The organism is Micromonospora sp. BRA006-A (assembly GCF_033433935.1).
GTDB lineage: Bacteria > Actinomycetota > Actinomycetes > Mycobacteriales > Micromonosporaceae > Micromonospora > Micromonospora aurantiaca.
In genome coordinates this window covers 392606-405202 of the sequence record NZ_JANCLW010000001.1, presented here as the reverse complement: position 1 = coordinate 405202, position 12597 = coordinate 392606, and the positions used below count along the sequence as shown (strand labels likewise).

General features: G+C 74.9%; 13 protein-coding genes. 7 read left to right on the top strand and 6 right to left on the bottom strand.

The genetic code is table 11. The features are described from left to right. Window positions 1-161 precede the first annotated feature (161 nt). Both NMK34_RS02080 and NMK34_RS02075 read left to right on the top strand, forming a co-directional pair. Complete coding sequence (locus NMK34_RS02080) at window positions 162-500, top strand: hypothetical protein (protein WP_135242910.1); 339 nt, start codon at window positions 162-164, stop codon at window positions 498-500. A 98-nt stretch (window positions 501-598) separates the two neighbouring features. Next, window positions 599-1531, top strand: a complete 933-nt coding sequence (locus NMK34_RS02075; protein ID WP_318331984.1) for an alpha/beta hydrolase — start codon at window positions 599-601, stop codon at window positions 1529-1531. A 1-nt stretch (window position 1532) separates the two neighbouring features. Here the strand turns inward: NMK34_RS02075 and NMK34_RS02070 are convergent, their stop codons facing one another. Further along, window positions 1533-1898 (bottom strand): hypothetical protein, encoded by a 366-nt coding sequence (locus NMK34_RS02070; protein ID WP_114919301.1) that lies wholly within the window; start codon window positions 1896-1898, stop codon window positions 1533-1535. Next, window positions 1895-5152, bottom strand: a complete 3258-nt coding sequence (locus NMK34_RS02065; RefSeq protein ID WP_318331983.1) for an SseB family protein — start codon at window positions 5150-5152, stop codon at window positions 1895-1897. Before NMK34_RS02065 ends, NMK34_RS02070 begins: the two co-directional genes overlap by 4 nt. 152 nt (window positions 5153-5304) lie before the next feature. Between NMK34_RS02065 and mycP the strand changes: the two genes are divergently transcribed. Further along, window positions 5305-6528, top strand: a complete 1224-nt coding sequence (mycP, locus tag NMK34_RS02060; protein WP_318331982.1) for a type VII secretion-associated serine protease mycosin — start codon at window positions 5305-5307, stop codon at window positions 6526-6528. Window positions 6529-6589: 61 nt separating this feature from the next. Here mycP and NMK34_RS02055 read toward each other — a convergent pair whose 3' ends face one another. Together NMK34_RS02055 and NMK34_RS02050 are read right to left on the bottom strand one after the other, a co-directional pair. Continuing rightward, window positions 6590-6883, bottom strand: coding sequence for a WXG100 family type VII secretion target (locus NMK34_RS02055; RefSeq protein ID WP_135242906.1), 294 nt, complete (start codon window positions 6881-6883; stop codon window positions 6590-6592). 20 nt (window positions 6884-6903) lie between these two features. Continuing rightward, window positions 6904-7221 carry a WXG100 family type VII secretion target gene (locus NMK34_RS02050; RefSeq protein WP_018787788.1) on the bottom strand — a complete coding sequence of 106 codons (318 nt, stop codon included), beginning with the start codon at window positions 7219-7221 and terminating at the stop codon, window positions 6904-6906. A gap of 245 nt (window positions 7222-7466) precedes the next feature. Between NMK34_RS02050 and eccE the strand changes: the two genes are divergently transcribed. The 4 genes from eccE to rarD all read left to right on the top strand — a co-directional run bounded on the left by eccE (window position 7467) and on the right by rarD (window position 11233). Continuing rightward, on the top strand, window positions 7467-9269 hold the full coding sequence (gene eccE / locus NMK34_RS02045) for a type VII secretion protein EccE (protein ID WP_318331981.1): 1803 nt from the start codon (window positions 7467-7469) through the stop codon (window positions 9267-9269). Window positions 9270-9336: 67 nt separating this feature from the next. Next, window positions 9337-9723, top strand: a complete 387-nt coding sequence (locus tag NMK34_RS02040) for a phage holin family protein (protein WP_013283623.1) — start codon at window positions 9337-9339, stop codon at window positions 9721-9723. A gap of 104 nt (window positions 9724-9827) precedes the next feature. Next, window positions 9828-10316: a GNAT family N-acetyltransferase gene (locus NMK34_RS02035; RefSeq protein WP_318331980.1), complete on the top strand. Its 489-nt coding sequence runs from the start codon at window positions 9828-9830 to the stop codon at window positions 10314-10316. Beyond that, on the top strand, window positions 10313-11233 hold the full coding sequence (gene rarD, locus NMK34_RS02030; RefSeq protein WP_318331979.1) for an EamA family transporter RarD: 921 nt from the start codon (window positions 10313-10315) through the stop codon (window positions 11231-11233). Before NMK34_RS02035 ends, rarD begins: the two co-directional genes overlap by 4 nt. A 75-nt stretch (window positions 11234-11308) precedes the next feature. Here rarD and NMK34_RS02025 read toward each other — a convergent pair whose 3' ends face one another. Beyond that, window positions 11309-11998 (bottom strand): zf-HC2 domain-containing protein, encoded by a 690-nt coding sequence (locus tag NMK34_RS02025; protein ID WP_318331978.1) that lies wholly within the window; start codon window positions 11996-11998, stop codon window positions 11309-11311. After that, window positions 11995-12564: a sigma-70 family RNA polymerase sigma factor gene (locus tag NMK34_RS02020; protein ID WP_013283619.1), complete on the bottom strand. Its 570-nt coding sequence runs from the start codon at window positions 12562-12564 to the stop codon at window positions 11995-11997. The genes NMK34_RS02025 and NMK34_RS02020 overlap by 4 nt, the downstream gene beginning before the upstream one ends. Between the last annotated feature and the right edge of the window lie 33 nt (window positions 12565-12597).

The window sequence follows — 12597 nt, the reverse complement described above, 5'->3', positions numbered from 1 at the left end:
ATCGACGCACCACACGATGCCCGGGCGGTTCACCCGCCCGGGCATCGCCCTTTCCGGGAACCCGGCGTACCCCGCCCGCGTCCCATCCGTTCGACACCCGCACCACGCTGCCGGCCGCCCTGCGACGGGCTGATCGCCGGCGCGGCCGAGACGGAGGATCCGTGTCCGACGACCACCAGCCGGCCGCGAGCGGCCCCGCCTCGCCCGCCGGTCGCCCCACCCCGCTGTCCGCGACCGACCTGCCGACGCTTCGGCGGCCCGCCGGGCCGCCGAAGACGCCGACCGACAACCGGCCGACGGGCGTCGTCGCCGGCTGGATCACCCGGGGCGGCTCCGGGCCGTGCTACGGGCTGATCGACGAGAACGGCACGGAGTACGCGGTGTACGGCCCGAACGCCGGTGAGCTGCGCAAGGGCGACCTGGTCACGCTGCGGCTCACCGCGCGGGACCGTTCCGTCGACTGCGGACCGGGCATCCCGATGCGGATCATCGAGGAGTGACAGCCCCGATGCGCGGTTCCGGGTGACCGCCCGGAGAAATCCCTGATCCTCGTCACCTGCGGGTCCGGTGGGCGACCGGCGGCCCTAGGCTGTGCCCCATGACCGACCAGCGCGGCGGGCCCGTCGACGACTCCTGTGTCCTGCCCGAAGGGCCGTGGACGCACCGGTTCGTCGGCGCCAACGGCAGCCGGTTCCACGTCGTCGAGGCGGGCACCGGTCCGATGGTGCTCTTCCTGCACGGCTTCCCCGAATACTGGTACGCCTGGCACGAGATGCTGCCGGCGGTCGCCGACGCGGGCTTCCGGGCGGTCGCGGTCGACCTGCGCGGTTACGGCGCGAGCGACAAACCACCCCGGGGGTACGACGGCTACACGCTCGCCGCCGACGTCGCCGGCCTGATCCGCGCGCTCGGTGAGCGGTCGGCCACCGTTGTCGGCACCGGCGCGGGCGGGCTGATCGGGTGGACCGCCGCCTCCTTCCACCCGACCCTGGTCCGGCGGCTCGTGGTGCTCGGCGCGCCGCACCCGCTGCGACTGCGGGCGGCCATCTTCGCCGACCCGCGCGGCCAGTTCACCTCGGCCACCGCGACGCTGAAGTTCCAGCTCCCCCGCTACGAGCACGTGCTGACCCGCGACGACGCCGCCGAGGTGGAGGAGATCCTGCGCCGGTGGGGCGGGCCGCGCTGGGTGTCCGGCCCCGACTTCACCGACTACGCGCACTGCTGCCGGGTGGCGATGCAGATCCCGCAGGCCGCGTTCTGCGCGATGGAGGGCTACCGCTGGGCGTTCCGCTCGGTGCTGCGGCTGCACGGCTACCGCTTCGTGAAGCTGATGCAGAAGCCGCTGGTCACGCCGACCCTGCAGCTGCACGGCGCCCTCGACCGGGCCTCGCTTCCCCGTACCGCCCAGGGCTCCGGCCGCTACGTCACCGCCCCGTACGAATGGCGGCTGCTCGACGATGTGGGCCACTTCCCGCACGTGGAGGCGCGCGACCTGGTGCTCGGCGAGATCCTGCGCTGGGCGAAGTCCTGACTCAGACCCGCTGCTCGCCCAGGTCGGCCACCTCGGCCGCCGGCGCCCAGCCCTGGTAGACGCCGAAGTCGAACGCCTCCAGCCCCATCGCCTCGGCCACCGGCCAGCGCCCACCGGTGTACTCCAGCCGCAGCCACCCCTCGTGCTCGGCCAGCACGATGAACGGCTGTCCCTGCCAGGTGCAGGTGGTCCGCACGTACGCCAGATCGTCGACCTCGGCGGCCGGCACCACCCGGACGTAGCGGCCGGGGCGTACCTCGGTGAATCCCTCGTCCGGGCCCGGCTGGTACAGGCGGATGTCGTCGCCGTCGGGGCTGGCCTGGTACTCCCGGCCCCGCCAGCGGGCCACGTAGCCGTCGCGGGTCACGCCTCGTCCGCCTTGCGCCACAGCAGCTCGTCGGTGTCCAGGACCGCGACCAGCCTGCTGTCGCCGTCCGCGCCGACCCGCCACAGCTCGGCGCCGTGCGGGAGCCGGGCGCTGTCCACCTTGAACTCGGCGATCACGTCGCTGCTCTCCCCCGGCGCGAAGCCGTTGCCGCGGAACGGGGGCCGCTCGATCACCCAGCCCTCCATCGCCCGCATCGCCGCCTCGTTCGGGCCGCCGTACGGGATCCGGTAGAGGCTCGGCCGGTAGGCGGGCCAGCGCAGCAGGTAGATCTCCTCGTCGTCCGGGGAGAACGGCGAACCCGGGTGGCCGAGCCCGAGCGCGCCGTACAGCTCCGCCGGGGTACGCAGATGCGCCAGTTCCCCGGCCCGGTGCACGAACCCGGAGACCCGGTCGTAGCCACGCTCCAGGTAGTACGCGAGCTGGCTCGCCGCGATCGCCTTCTGCATGGTCACCGGCCGGTTCGCGGCGATGGTGGGCGCCTCCGGGCGCTGTCGTTCCGCCGGCTGCGGCGCGGCGGCCGGCTCCGGATCGTCGCCGAGACCCACCTCGGCCGCCCAGTTGGCTAGCGCGAGGACCTGCTCCCCCGGGTACGTTGCGCCGACCGGGCTGCCCGGGTTCACCCGGAACGACCAGGCCACGTCCGGCCACCTGCGGATGAGCTGCACGAACTTGACCCGTACCGTCTCGATCTGGCCCTCGGTGTGCTCGGCCAGACGTTCCGGCGAGGTGTAGACCGTGACGCACCTCTCGCCGTCGACCTGGTCGGCGTGCCAGACGAAGCCGCTGTCGCCCGGCCGGCTGCCGGCGGCCGAGTCGGGCGCGACCGGCAGCAGCACCCGGGCCAGCAGCAGCGTGGTGAGGAACCCGTCGGTGCTGCCGCTGCCCGCAGCGGCCAGCAGGTCCTCCTCGACGTCGTTCGCCGGTACGAACTCGGCGGCCGCCGGGGCGTCTGTCGTGGTGGGTGCCGCGGGCTCCGCCGTCGGCGTCGACAGCGCGGCGGTCGCGTCGCTGGACGCGAACAGCGACGTGGTGACCGGCTCGTCGTCGCTTGTCGCCGGCTCGAAGAGCGAGACGGTCGGCTCAGCCGACGACGCGAACAGCGACGTCGTGGCCTCGTCTGCCGAGGACGACGCGTCGAACAGTGACGTGGTCGGCTCGGACGCCGACGCGAGCGACACCGTCGGCTCAGCCTCAGCCGGCGACGTGGACAGCGGCGCGGTCGGCTCGGTCGACACCGGCTCGAAGAGCGAGACGGTCGGCTCAGCCGACGACGCGAACAGCGGCGCTGTGGCCTCACCCGCCGAGGACGACGCGTCGAACAGTGACGTGGTCGGCTCGGACGCCGACGCGAGCGACACCGTCGGCTCGCCCTCAGCTGGATGGGACAGCGGCGCGGTCGGCTCGGCCGGCACCCGGTCGAACAACGAGACGGTCGGCTCAGCCGACGATGACGCGAGCAGCGGCGCCGTGGCCTCCGCTGCCGGTGCCGGCGGCTCGAACAGCGACGTCGTCGGCTCCGCTGCCTGCGGCGGCGACTCGAACAGCGACGTCGTCGGCTCGGACGCGGACGCGAGCGACACCGTCGGCTCGTCGGGCTCCGCGCTCCGGTCCGGCGCGCCGAGGTGGGTCGGCGCCGGCTCGGCGAGGCTCACCGTGTCGTCGGCGACCGGCGGGTCCACGGAGACCGGCATCGTCGGGTCGGCGGTGCCGGCCCAGGGCCCACCCTCGGCCGGTTCCGCGCGTACCGGGCCGGTCGGCTGCGCGGACCAGACCGGTTCCGGCTCGGTCAGGTCGCGGGCCTCGATGACGGTGCCCTCGATGACGATGGGTGTGAAGTCGCGGCGCGACGCGGGCGGTGCGGACACCGGTTCGGCGATCGACGGAGGCAACTCCTCCACCGGCTCGTCGATCGTCTCCCACCGCGCGGTGTCGCCATCCGTGCTGCCCGGCGCGGCCCCCCACCCGTCGGCAGTGGCCGGTCCGACGTGCGCGGCGGTGGCCGGTCCGGCCTGCGCCGCAGAGGCCGGTGCGGTGTGCGCAGCCGGGGTCGGGCCGGTGTGCCGCCGGGGCAGCGCCTCGGTCGCGTCCTCGGACGGGCGGGTCGGCCGGAACGCCTGGGTGGCCTCCTCCGACCGGGGCACGGTCGACGGCTCGTCCGTCCGTGTCGGGAAGGCCTGGGTCGGGCCCTCGCGTACCGGCTCGTTCAGCGGCCGCCGGCGCGGAAACGGCTGCCCGCCGGCGAACCGGGTCGGCGGGGCGGCACGCTCACCGGCCCGGCGCGACGGATCCAGCGGCGACGGGCGACGGGCCGAGCGGCCACCGGACGAGGGCTCGAAGAAGGAACGCGCCGGCGGCGGAGCGGCGGCGGCCGGTGGCTCGTCGGCGGGTGCCGCCGGGGCGGCGGCGAAGGGGTCCGGCTCGTCCGGGCGGCGGCGCAGGTCGGTGAGCCAGCCGTCGAGGGCGTCCGTCTCCGGCTCGGCGCCGGGAGCGGTCCGGCTCGGGACGTCGCCGTCCGGCCCTCGGCGGCGGGGCGGCACGGTGGGCAGGCGTCGCCCCAGGACCGAGGCGGCCCGCATCGGCACCGTGGGCGGCTCGCCGGCCTCCATCAGCCGCTCGTCCCGGCCCGGCGCACCGGCCACCGGCGGCACGGCCGGAGGCGGCATCGCGGGCGGCGGCACGGCCGGTGGCGGAACAGCGGCCGGCGGGACGACGGAATGGGGCACGGTCGCGGGCGGGACGGCGGCCGGTGGGACGGGAACGGCAGGCGGGCGGGGCGCGGCCTCGGGCACCGTGTTCCGGGCTCCCCGGGTGGCGTTCTCCACCCGTTCCAGCCGCGCGCGGGCGCCCATGGTGCGGCCGGGGAGCCGGACGTCGCCCCGGGAGAGCTGAGCCACGTACCAGGCGGGCAGGTAGCCCTCGATCGGCAGGCCGGGATCGACCGCCAGCCACCACTCGGGGTTGGGCCAGCCGGCTGCCAGATCCGGGTAGGGGACGCGGCGGGTGGCACCCGCGTTCTCCCCCAGGCTCGCGCGCAGCGCCGCGACGGAGGTGAAGGCCAGGACGTGGGTACGACCCCCGGCGGTCCAGGTACCCCACCCGGCGGACGGCCCGCTCGCGATCGGAAGCAGGAGATCGACGCGGGTCAGCACGCGGAAGTACTGCTGCTGGTCCTGCGCGCGCAGCGCATCCCGCATCGCCACCTCGGCCTCGGTGGCCGGCTCCCATCCGGTCACGGCCACCTCTCCTTCCGCGAACAGGCCACAGGCATCGCCTACAACCTACAAGGTGGCGGCAAGATCAGGACTCTTGCCCATCGACGGGCGGCCCCGGAGTGAGCGAGGCGCTAACATCCCGTTCCGGAGCCGACACGTTACGGAGGTCGTCGATGTCTCGGCCAGTCGCGTACCCCGTCGTGGCCGCCCTGGCGACGCTCCTCGTCACCGGAGTTCCGGCCGCCGCGTCGGCGGCTCGCGCGCCGGCCGGCTGCGCCTCGCCGCCCGCGCCGGCCCGCCCGGTCGCGGACCAGCCGTGGCCGCAGCAGCGGTACGCCCCGGACCGGCTCACCCCGCTCGCGACGGGCGCCGGAGTCGTGGTCGCGGTCGTCGACTCGGGTGTCGACCGGTCCCATCCGCAGCTCGCCGGCCGCGTACTCGACGGCGCCGACTTCCTCGACCGGGGCGGGGACGGCACCCGGGACTGCGCCGGGCACGGCACCGGGGTGGCGAGCATCATCGCCGCCGCCCCGCAGCCCGGCGTCGCGTTCCGCGGCCTCGCGCCGGACGCGCGCATCCTGCCGGTACGGGTCAGCGAGCAGCAGGTGGTCGAGGGACGGGAGTCGGGGCGTACGGTCGACGCGGCAGGGTTCGCCCGGGCCATCCGCTGGGCCGTGGACCACGACGCCGACGTGCTGAACCTCTCCGTGGTCCTGTACGCGGACGACCCGGCGGTACGCGCCGCCGTCGCCTACGCGGTGCGGCGAGACGTGGTCGTGGTGGCCGCCGCCGGGAACCTGCACGACAACGGTGATCCCCGGCCGTACCCGGCGGCGTACGACGGGGTGCTCGGCGTCGGCGCGATCGGGCGGGACGGGACACGCTCGGCGTTCTCCCAGACCGGCTCGTACGTGGACGTGGTCGCCCCTGGTAGCGAGGTGCTGATGGCGGCGCCCCGGTCGGGGCACCAGCGGGCGGAGGGGACCAGCTACGCCACCCCGTTCGTGGCGGGTACGGCGGCGTTGCTGCGCCAGTACCGGCCCCGGCTGAGCGCGGACGAGGTGGCCGGGCGGATCGTGGCCGCCGCCGACCCGGCACCGGGGCGGGACGCGGGCTACGGCGCGGGGGTGCTGAACCCGTACCGGGCGGTGACCGAGTCGGCCGGCGCGACGGATTCCCGTACCCGGCCGGGTGCCGCGCTCCCCGAGGACCGCCCGGATCCGGCCGCGCTGGCCCGCCAGTCCCGCCGGGACTCGGCCCGGGACCGGGCGCTGCTGGCCGCCGCAGTGGCGGGCGGGGCGGTGGTACTCGTGGCGGCGCTCGCCCTGGTGCTGCCGCGCGGCGCGCGCCGACGCTGGCGGGCGGCCGACCCGGCCGGCACTGTCGCGCCGAGATGACAGCGGATCACGTGCGACGCCGCGCGGCCCGGGTCACCTGCCCGTGCCGCGCGGCGTCGGTTCACTGGAACAGGTTGGCGTTGCGCTTCTCGGTGTCGAGGTAGTCGGCCGCGGAGTCCTCCACGGCGAGCTTGATGTCGCGCAGCATCGCCTGGAGGTCCTGCGAGGCGGCCCGCCACCGGGACTGCCGCACCTCGTACGCCTCGCGGGCCTCGCCGTTCCAGCTCGCCACCAGCGGGGCGGCGTCGCGTTCGAGCTGACCGAGCTGGCTCTCCAGGGTGGACAGCGCCCGTTGGATGTCGGCGCCCGCCTGTTGCAGGGCGGCGAAGTTGACGACCAGCACACCGTGCTCCATGAGTTCGATCCTTCCGGTTGTCAGAGAGGCAGCTGGATGCCGCGGTTGGTGCCCGCCACCCGGCCGGCGGCCTCGGTGTCGGAGACGTCGTAGTGGCGGCCGGCGCTGCGGATCGCGGTGGCGGTCTCGCGCAGCGCCCGCTGAAGGGCGGCCTGATCCTGTGCCCACTGCTGCTTGACCTGCGCGAACGAGCGCCCACCGGCGCCCCGCCAGGCCTGCTGCAGCACCTCCAGCTCGGCCATCAGGCCGCTGAGCATGGTCTGGAGCGACTGGTCGACCTGCTCGAACTTCGCGGCGGTCTGCTGCATCACCGCGGCTTCTGCCTGGGTCTGGGACATCCCGGACGTCACCTCGTCTCCTCGGTCGTGGCTGGCCACCGTGTGACCACCGTGGACTCGTCGGCGGGGGTCCGGGGCCGGTGGAGGGGGAAGCCCGGCGGCGGCGGACACGCAACTCGACGATTTCGTCGCTGACGGTAGCCGTCCGACTTCGGTTCTGCTACCCCTTCGGGCTCCCCTGTGGACAACTCGCCCACTACGATGAGCCACGACAACGTCACGCGGAGGCCCGGCGAGGAGGTGCGGTGACCGCCAGTACGTCCGAGCGGCCCGCGTCCGTACCGGTCCGGACACCGCAGTGGACGAGCCGGCCGGCAGCGCGGCTGCGCGCCGGTCAGATCGTGGCGACCCAGGTCGCGGTGGCGGCGCTGGTGGCGGCCGCCGGGCGAGGTGTCGTACCGACGGCCGTCTCGCTGCTGGCTGCGGCCCTGCTGCTGCTGGCCGCCTGGGTACGGGTGCGTGGCCGCTGGCTGCACGAGTGGCTCGTCACCGCCGCCGCGTACCTGACCCGGCGCCGCGCCCTGCCGGCGACGGCCGAGCCGGCGGCGCTGCTGGAGTTGCTCCGGCCGGGCACGGTGGTCGGCGCGACCGAGGCGTCCGGCGGTGCGGCAGTGGTGCACGACGCCGCCGGCCTGACCGCGCTGCTGGAGCTGGGCGACCCGGACGATCTGCTCGGCGACCACGCGCCCGAGCTGCCCACGCCGTTCGACCTGCTTCCCCCGGCCGGCCCGGACGCCCCCGCGATCCGGTTGCAGCTGGTGTTCTCGTCGTCGCCCGCACCCGCGCCCGCCGTCGCGGGTGGCCCGGCGGGTACGTCGTACCGCCAGCTCACCGACGGCCGGGTGGCCGGGCGGACCCGCGTGGTGCTGGCCGTCCAGGTGCTGCGTGCCGACGGCTGGCCGGACGAGGATCTGCTGCGGGCGCTGTCCGGCACCCTGCGGCGGCTCGTCCGCCGGCTGGGCCCGCTCACCGCACGGCCGCTCGGCGGCGACGCGGCGCTGCGGGTGATCGCCGAACTGGCCCACCACGAGGCCGGCGCCCCGGTGCGGGAGACATGGCCGCTGCTCGCCGTCGGCGGCTTGACGCAGGCCACCTGGCGTCTGCGCCGGTGGCCGGATCCGCGCGGTGAGGCGGCCCGCGGGCTGGTGGGGCGGCTGCTCGCGCTATCGGCCACCGCCACCACCGTCGCGCTGACCGCCGGTCCGCGCATCGGTGCGACGCCGGTCCCGGCCGAGCTGGCGGTACGGGTAGCGGCCGGGAGCGCGGCCGAACTGTCGACTGCGGAGCGCACGCTGCGCCGGGTCGCCGGTGACGTCGGCGGCGAGCTGCGCCGGCTCGACGGCGAGCACCTGGCCGGGCTGGCCGCCACGCTGCCGCTGGCGGTGATCGGCGGAGTCGCGTCCCCGGCCGGGTCGCCTCCGCCCGCGCTGGACCTGCCCCCTGCCACCGCCGGCCTGATGGTGGGCGCGAACCGGCACGGCGCCGCGCTCACCGTCCGCCTGTTCCGCCCGGCCACGACCCGGGTGCTGCTCGTCGGCGGCGTGGCCGCGGCGCAACTGCTCGTGCTGCGGGCGCTGGCGCTCGGCGCGCGCGTGGTGGTGCAGACCGGCCGTCCCCGGTTCTGGGAGCCGTTCGTACGGGGTGTCGGGACGCTCGCTGGGGGCGTACCGCTGCTTCCGCCCGGTCGTCCGGCCGGCGGCACGCCCGGTTCGCCGCTGCACCCGCTGCTGGTGGTGGTGGACGCCGGCCCGGTGCCGCCGGAGCCCGGCCCGGCCGCCGCCTGGCAGTCGGTCCTGGTGGTCCGCGACGAGCTGACCCCGGCCGACACGCAGGCGCTGGCCCGCGCGGACCTGGCGATCCTCCAGCCGCTCGACCCGGACGAAGCCGCGCTGGCGGGCGCGGCGCTGGGCCTGGGCGGCTCCGCGGAGTGGCTGACCCGGATCCGGGACGACATGGTGGCGGTGGTCAACCGGCGGGCACTGCGCTGGGCGCTGCTCTCGCCCACGCCCGTCGAGTCGCAACTGGTCGGTCGCCCGGCGCGGCACTGACGCGCCGCACCGCCGCCAACCAGGTCGAGCCTTCCCCTGGTGGTACGGCCGTGGCACGATCCCGGCCATGGATTTCCTGAAGGGTCTTCTGATTCGCGTGGGTTCGACGGCGGTGGCGTTCTGGCTCGCCACCCTGCTCATCCCGGGCATCTCGCTCGACTCCGACTCGGCCACCGAGACGGTGATCACGCTGGTGCTCGTCGCGGTCATCTTCGGCGTGGTGAACGCGGTGCTCCAGCCGATCATCAAGACCGTGGGGTGCGGCTTCTACCTGCTGACCCTCGGCCTGATCGCGCTCGTGGTGAACGGCCTGCTCTTCCTGCTCACCAGCTGGATCGCCGGTGAGGCCGGGCTGCCCTTCCACGTGGACGGGTTCTGGCCGGAGGCGGTGCTGGGCGCACTGTTCGTCGGCATCGTCACCTGGATCCTCGGCGCCGTCCTCGACCGCGACTGACGCCGGGCCCCGGCCGGTCGCCACGGCGGCCGGCCGGGCCCACCAGGCCAGTAGCAGGGAATTGGCTGGCGAGAGGGCGGGGCGGTGGTATTAGCCTCGGCCGCGTGTTCACAGTGACCCGCGCGGACGGCTACGAGATCAGCACCGACCCGGCCCGGATCGACCTGGACCGGGTGCACGTCTGGCTCTCCACCGACGCGTACTGGGCGCTGGGACGGGAGCGGGAGACTGTCGCGCGCGCGTTCGCCGGCTCGATCGGCTTCGGCGTCTACCGGCCGGGTGACGGCCGGCAGGTCGCCGTCGCCCGGGTGGTCACCGACGGGGCCACGTTCGCCTGGCTGTGCGACGTGTACGTGGACCCGGCCGAGCGGGGTGGCGGGCTGGGCACCTGGCTGACCGGCGCGGTCCGCGACCACCTGAACGAGCTGGGCGTACGCCGGATCCTGCTCGCCACACTCGATGCGCACGGGGTCTACGCGAAGATCGGCTTCAAGCCGGTCGCGGCGGATCGGTGGATGGAGCTGGATCAGCGGGTGACGCCGATCACCGATAAGGACCAGGATAAGGATTCACCACTTACGGTGGAGCGGTGAACCAGCTCCGGCTCGGCTACCTCTACGGCGTCGGCGCGTACCTGATCTGGGGTTTCTTCCCGATCTACCTGAAGCTGCTGCGCCCGGCCGGGCCGGTGGAGATCCTCGCGCACCGGATCCTCTGGTCGGTGGCGTTCGTGGCGTTGCTGCTGGCCGCCACGCGGCACGCCGGCTTCCTGCGCAAGCTGGCCCGGCGACCCCGGGCGCTCGCCGGCATCGGGCTCGCCGCCGCGCTGATCGCCGTCAACTGGGGCGCGTACATCTACGGCGTGAACTCCGACCGGGTGGTGGAGACGGCGCTCGGCTACTTCATCAACCCGCTGGTGTCCGTGCTGTTCGGCGTGCTCGTGCTGCGCGAGCGGCTGCGCCGGGCGCAGTGGGCGGCACTCGGCGTCGGCGCGCTCGCGGTCGCGGTGCTCACCGCCGACTACGGCCGTCTGCCCTGGCTGGCGCTCACCCTGGCGTTCAGCTTCGCCGGGTACGGGCTGGTCAAGAAGCGGCTCGCGCTGCCGGCCACGGAAGGGCTGTTCGTCGAGTCGGCGGTGCTGGCGCTGCCCGCGATGGCGTACCTGGGGTGGCTGTCGGCGCGCGGCGACTCGACGTTCGGGCACGTCTCGGCCGGGCACACCGCGCTGCTGGTGCTGGCGGGGGCCGCCACCGCGATTCCGCTGCTGCTGTTCGCCGGGGCCGCGAACCGGCTGCCGCTGTCCACTGTCGGCATGTTGCAGTACCTCGCGCCGATCCTTCAGCTCGGCTGCGGCGTGCTGATCTTCCACGAACCGATGCCGCCGGCTCGGCTGGCCGGTTTCGCCCTGGTCTGGCTCGCCCTGGTGGTCTTCACCGCCGACGCCCTGCGCCACTCCCACCGCACCCGCCAGGCCGCCCGCACCGAGCCCTCCGTCCTTTCTCCCCGCTGATCTTGCACTTGCTGCCCGGGCAGAACGGGTGACAACACCCGCGCCGAGGGCCGCAAGTGCAAGATCGCCGAGGCCTCAGCGGAGGTCGTAGGCAAGGACGGGGGAATCAGCGCCTCGGAGCAACTCCAGGCGGACCAACTCACCCTTGGTGAAGCGGGTGACGCCGGAGAAGCGCAGGTCGTCACCGGGAGCGGCGAGCCACGAGCCGATCTGCTCCGTCGCGCCGTCCGGGCCGTGCGCCACCAGCCGGAACGTGTACGCCTCCCGGTGCCCGGCCCGCCTGTCGTACCCGCAGTGCATGGTGACCTCGGTGCCCCACGGCGTCTCGGTCAGCCCCACCTCGGCGTGCACCGGCACCGTCCCGGCCACCGGCCGCATCGAGGCCAGCGCCACCGGCGGCTTGGTCGGCTCGGCCGGCGACTGCACGAGTCCCACGCCGACGCCCGCCAGCACCGCGAGCGCGGCGGCGGCGAGCGCTGTCAGCGCGTACCGTCGGCGGGAGCGGGACCGCTCGCGGCGCTTGCGCTCGCGCGCGGCGTCGAGCAGCGCGGGCACCCGCGACGTCTCCGGCCCGACCTCCAGGAACTGTTCCAGCCCGGCCGGGTCGAGCCGGCCCAGCAGGCCGGGCAGCACGGCGATCTCCGCCACCGCCTCCCGGCACTGCGCGCACCCGGCCAGGTGCCGCTCGTAGGCGACCCGGTCCGCCGGAGCGAGGGCACCGAGCACGTACGCCCCGTCGTCGTGCGCGAACTCGCAGCCTGTCACCCGGTCACCCCCATCTCGGCCAGCGCCAACCGTAGTGAGCGCAACGCGTAGTGGGTACGCGACTTCACCGTCCCCGGTGGAACGCCCAGCCGCGCCGCCGCCTCCGCCACCGAACGCCCCTGGTAGAAGCACTCGACCAGCACTTCCCGGTGGGTCGGGCTGAGCCGGTTGAGCGCCTCGGCGACGGTCCACGCCTCCACCGCACGCTCCGTCTCGTCGACCGTCTCCGCGGTCTCGGGCAGTTCGTCCGTGTACACCTCGCCGACCCGGGCGGAGCGCCGCCGCCAGGCGTCGATCGCGAGGTTCCGCGCGGTGGTGAACAGCCAGGCGCGTACCGAGCCGCGCCGCGGGTCCAGCGACTCGGGGTGCCGCCAGGCGCGCAGCAGCGTCTCCTGCACCAGGTCCTCGGCCCGGGGCCGATCGCCGTTGACGAGCCGCAGGGCGTGCGCGTACAGCGCGTCGGCATGCTCGTCGTGCAGCGCGCGCAGCAATTGGGCGTCGTGGTCGCTGATGGCGGTACCTCGCTTCCGGCGGCGGGGAAACCGGCGATGCGTTCGCCCTTCCATACGTGCCGTGACGCCGAACGGTTCATCCGCAGG

What these genes read in the sequence shown, in the direction of transcription:
- mycP (WP_318331982.1), top strand. Translation starts at nt 5,305, where the DNA reads ATGTCTCGGCCAGTCGCGTACCCCGTCGTGGCCGCCCTGGCGACGCTC.
- NMK34_RS02040 (WP_013283623.1), top strand. Translation starts at nt 9,337, where the DNA reads ATGGATTTCCTGAAGGGTCTTCTGATTCGCGTGGGTTCGACGGCGGTG.
- NMK34_RS02020 (WP_013283619.1), bottom strand. Translation starts at nt 12,564, where the DNA reads ATGGAAGGGCGAACGCATCGCCGGTTTCCCCGCCGCCGGAAGCGAGGT.
- NMK34_RS02075 (WP_318331984.1), top strand. Translation starts at nt 599, where the DNA reads ATGACCGACCAGCGCGGCGGGCCCGTCGACGACTCCTGTGTCCTGCCC.
- NMK34_RS02055 (WP_135242906.1), bottom strand. Translation starts at nt 6,883, where the DNA reads ATGGAGCACGGTGTGCTGGTCGTCAACTTCGCCGCCCTGCAACAGGCG.
- NMK34_RS02050 (WP_018787788.1), bottom strand. Translation starts at nt 7,221, where the DNA reads ATGTCCCAGACCCAGGCAGAAGCCGCGGTGATGCAGCAGACCGCCGCG.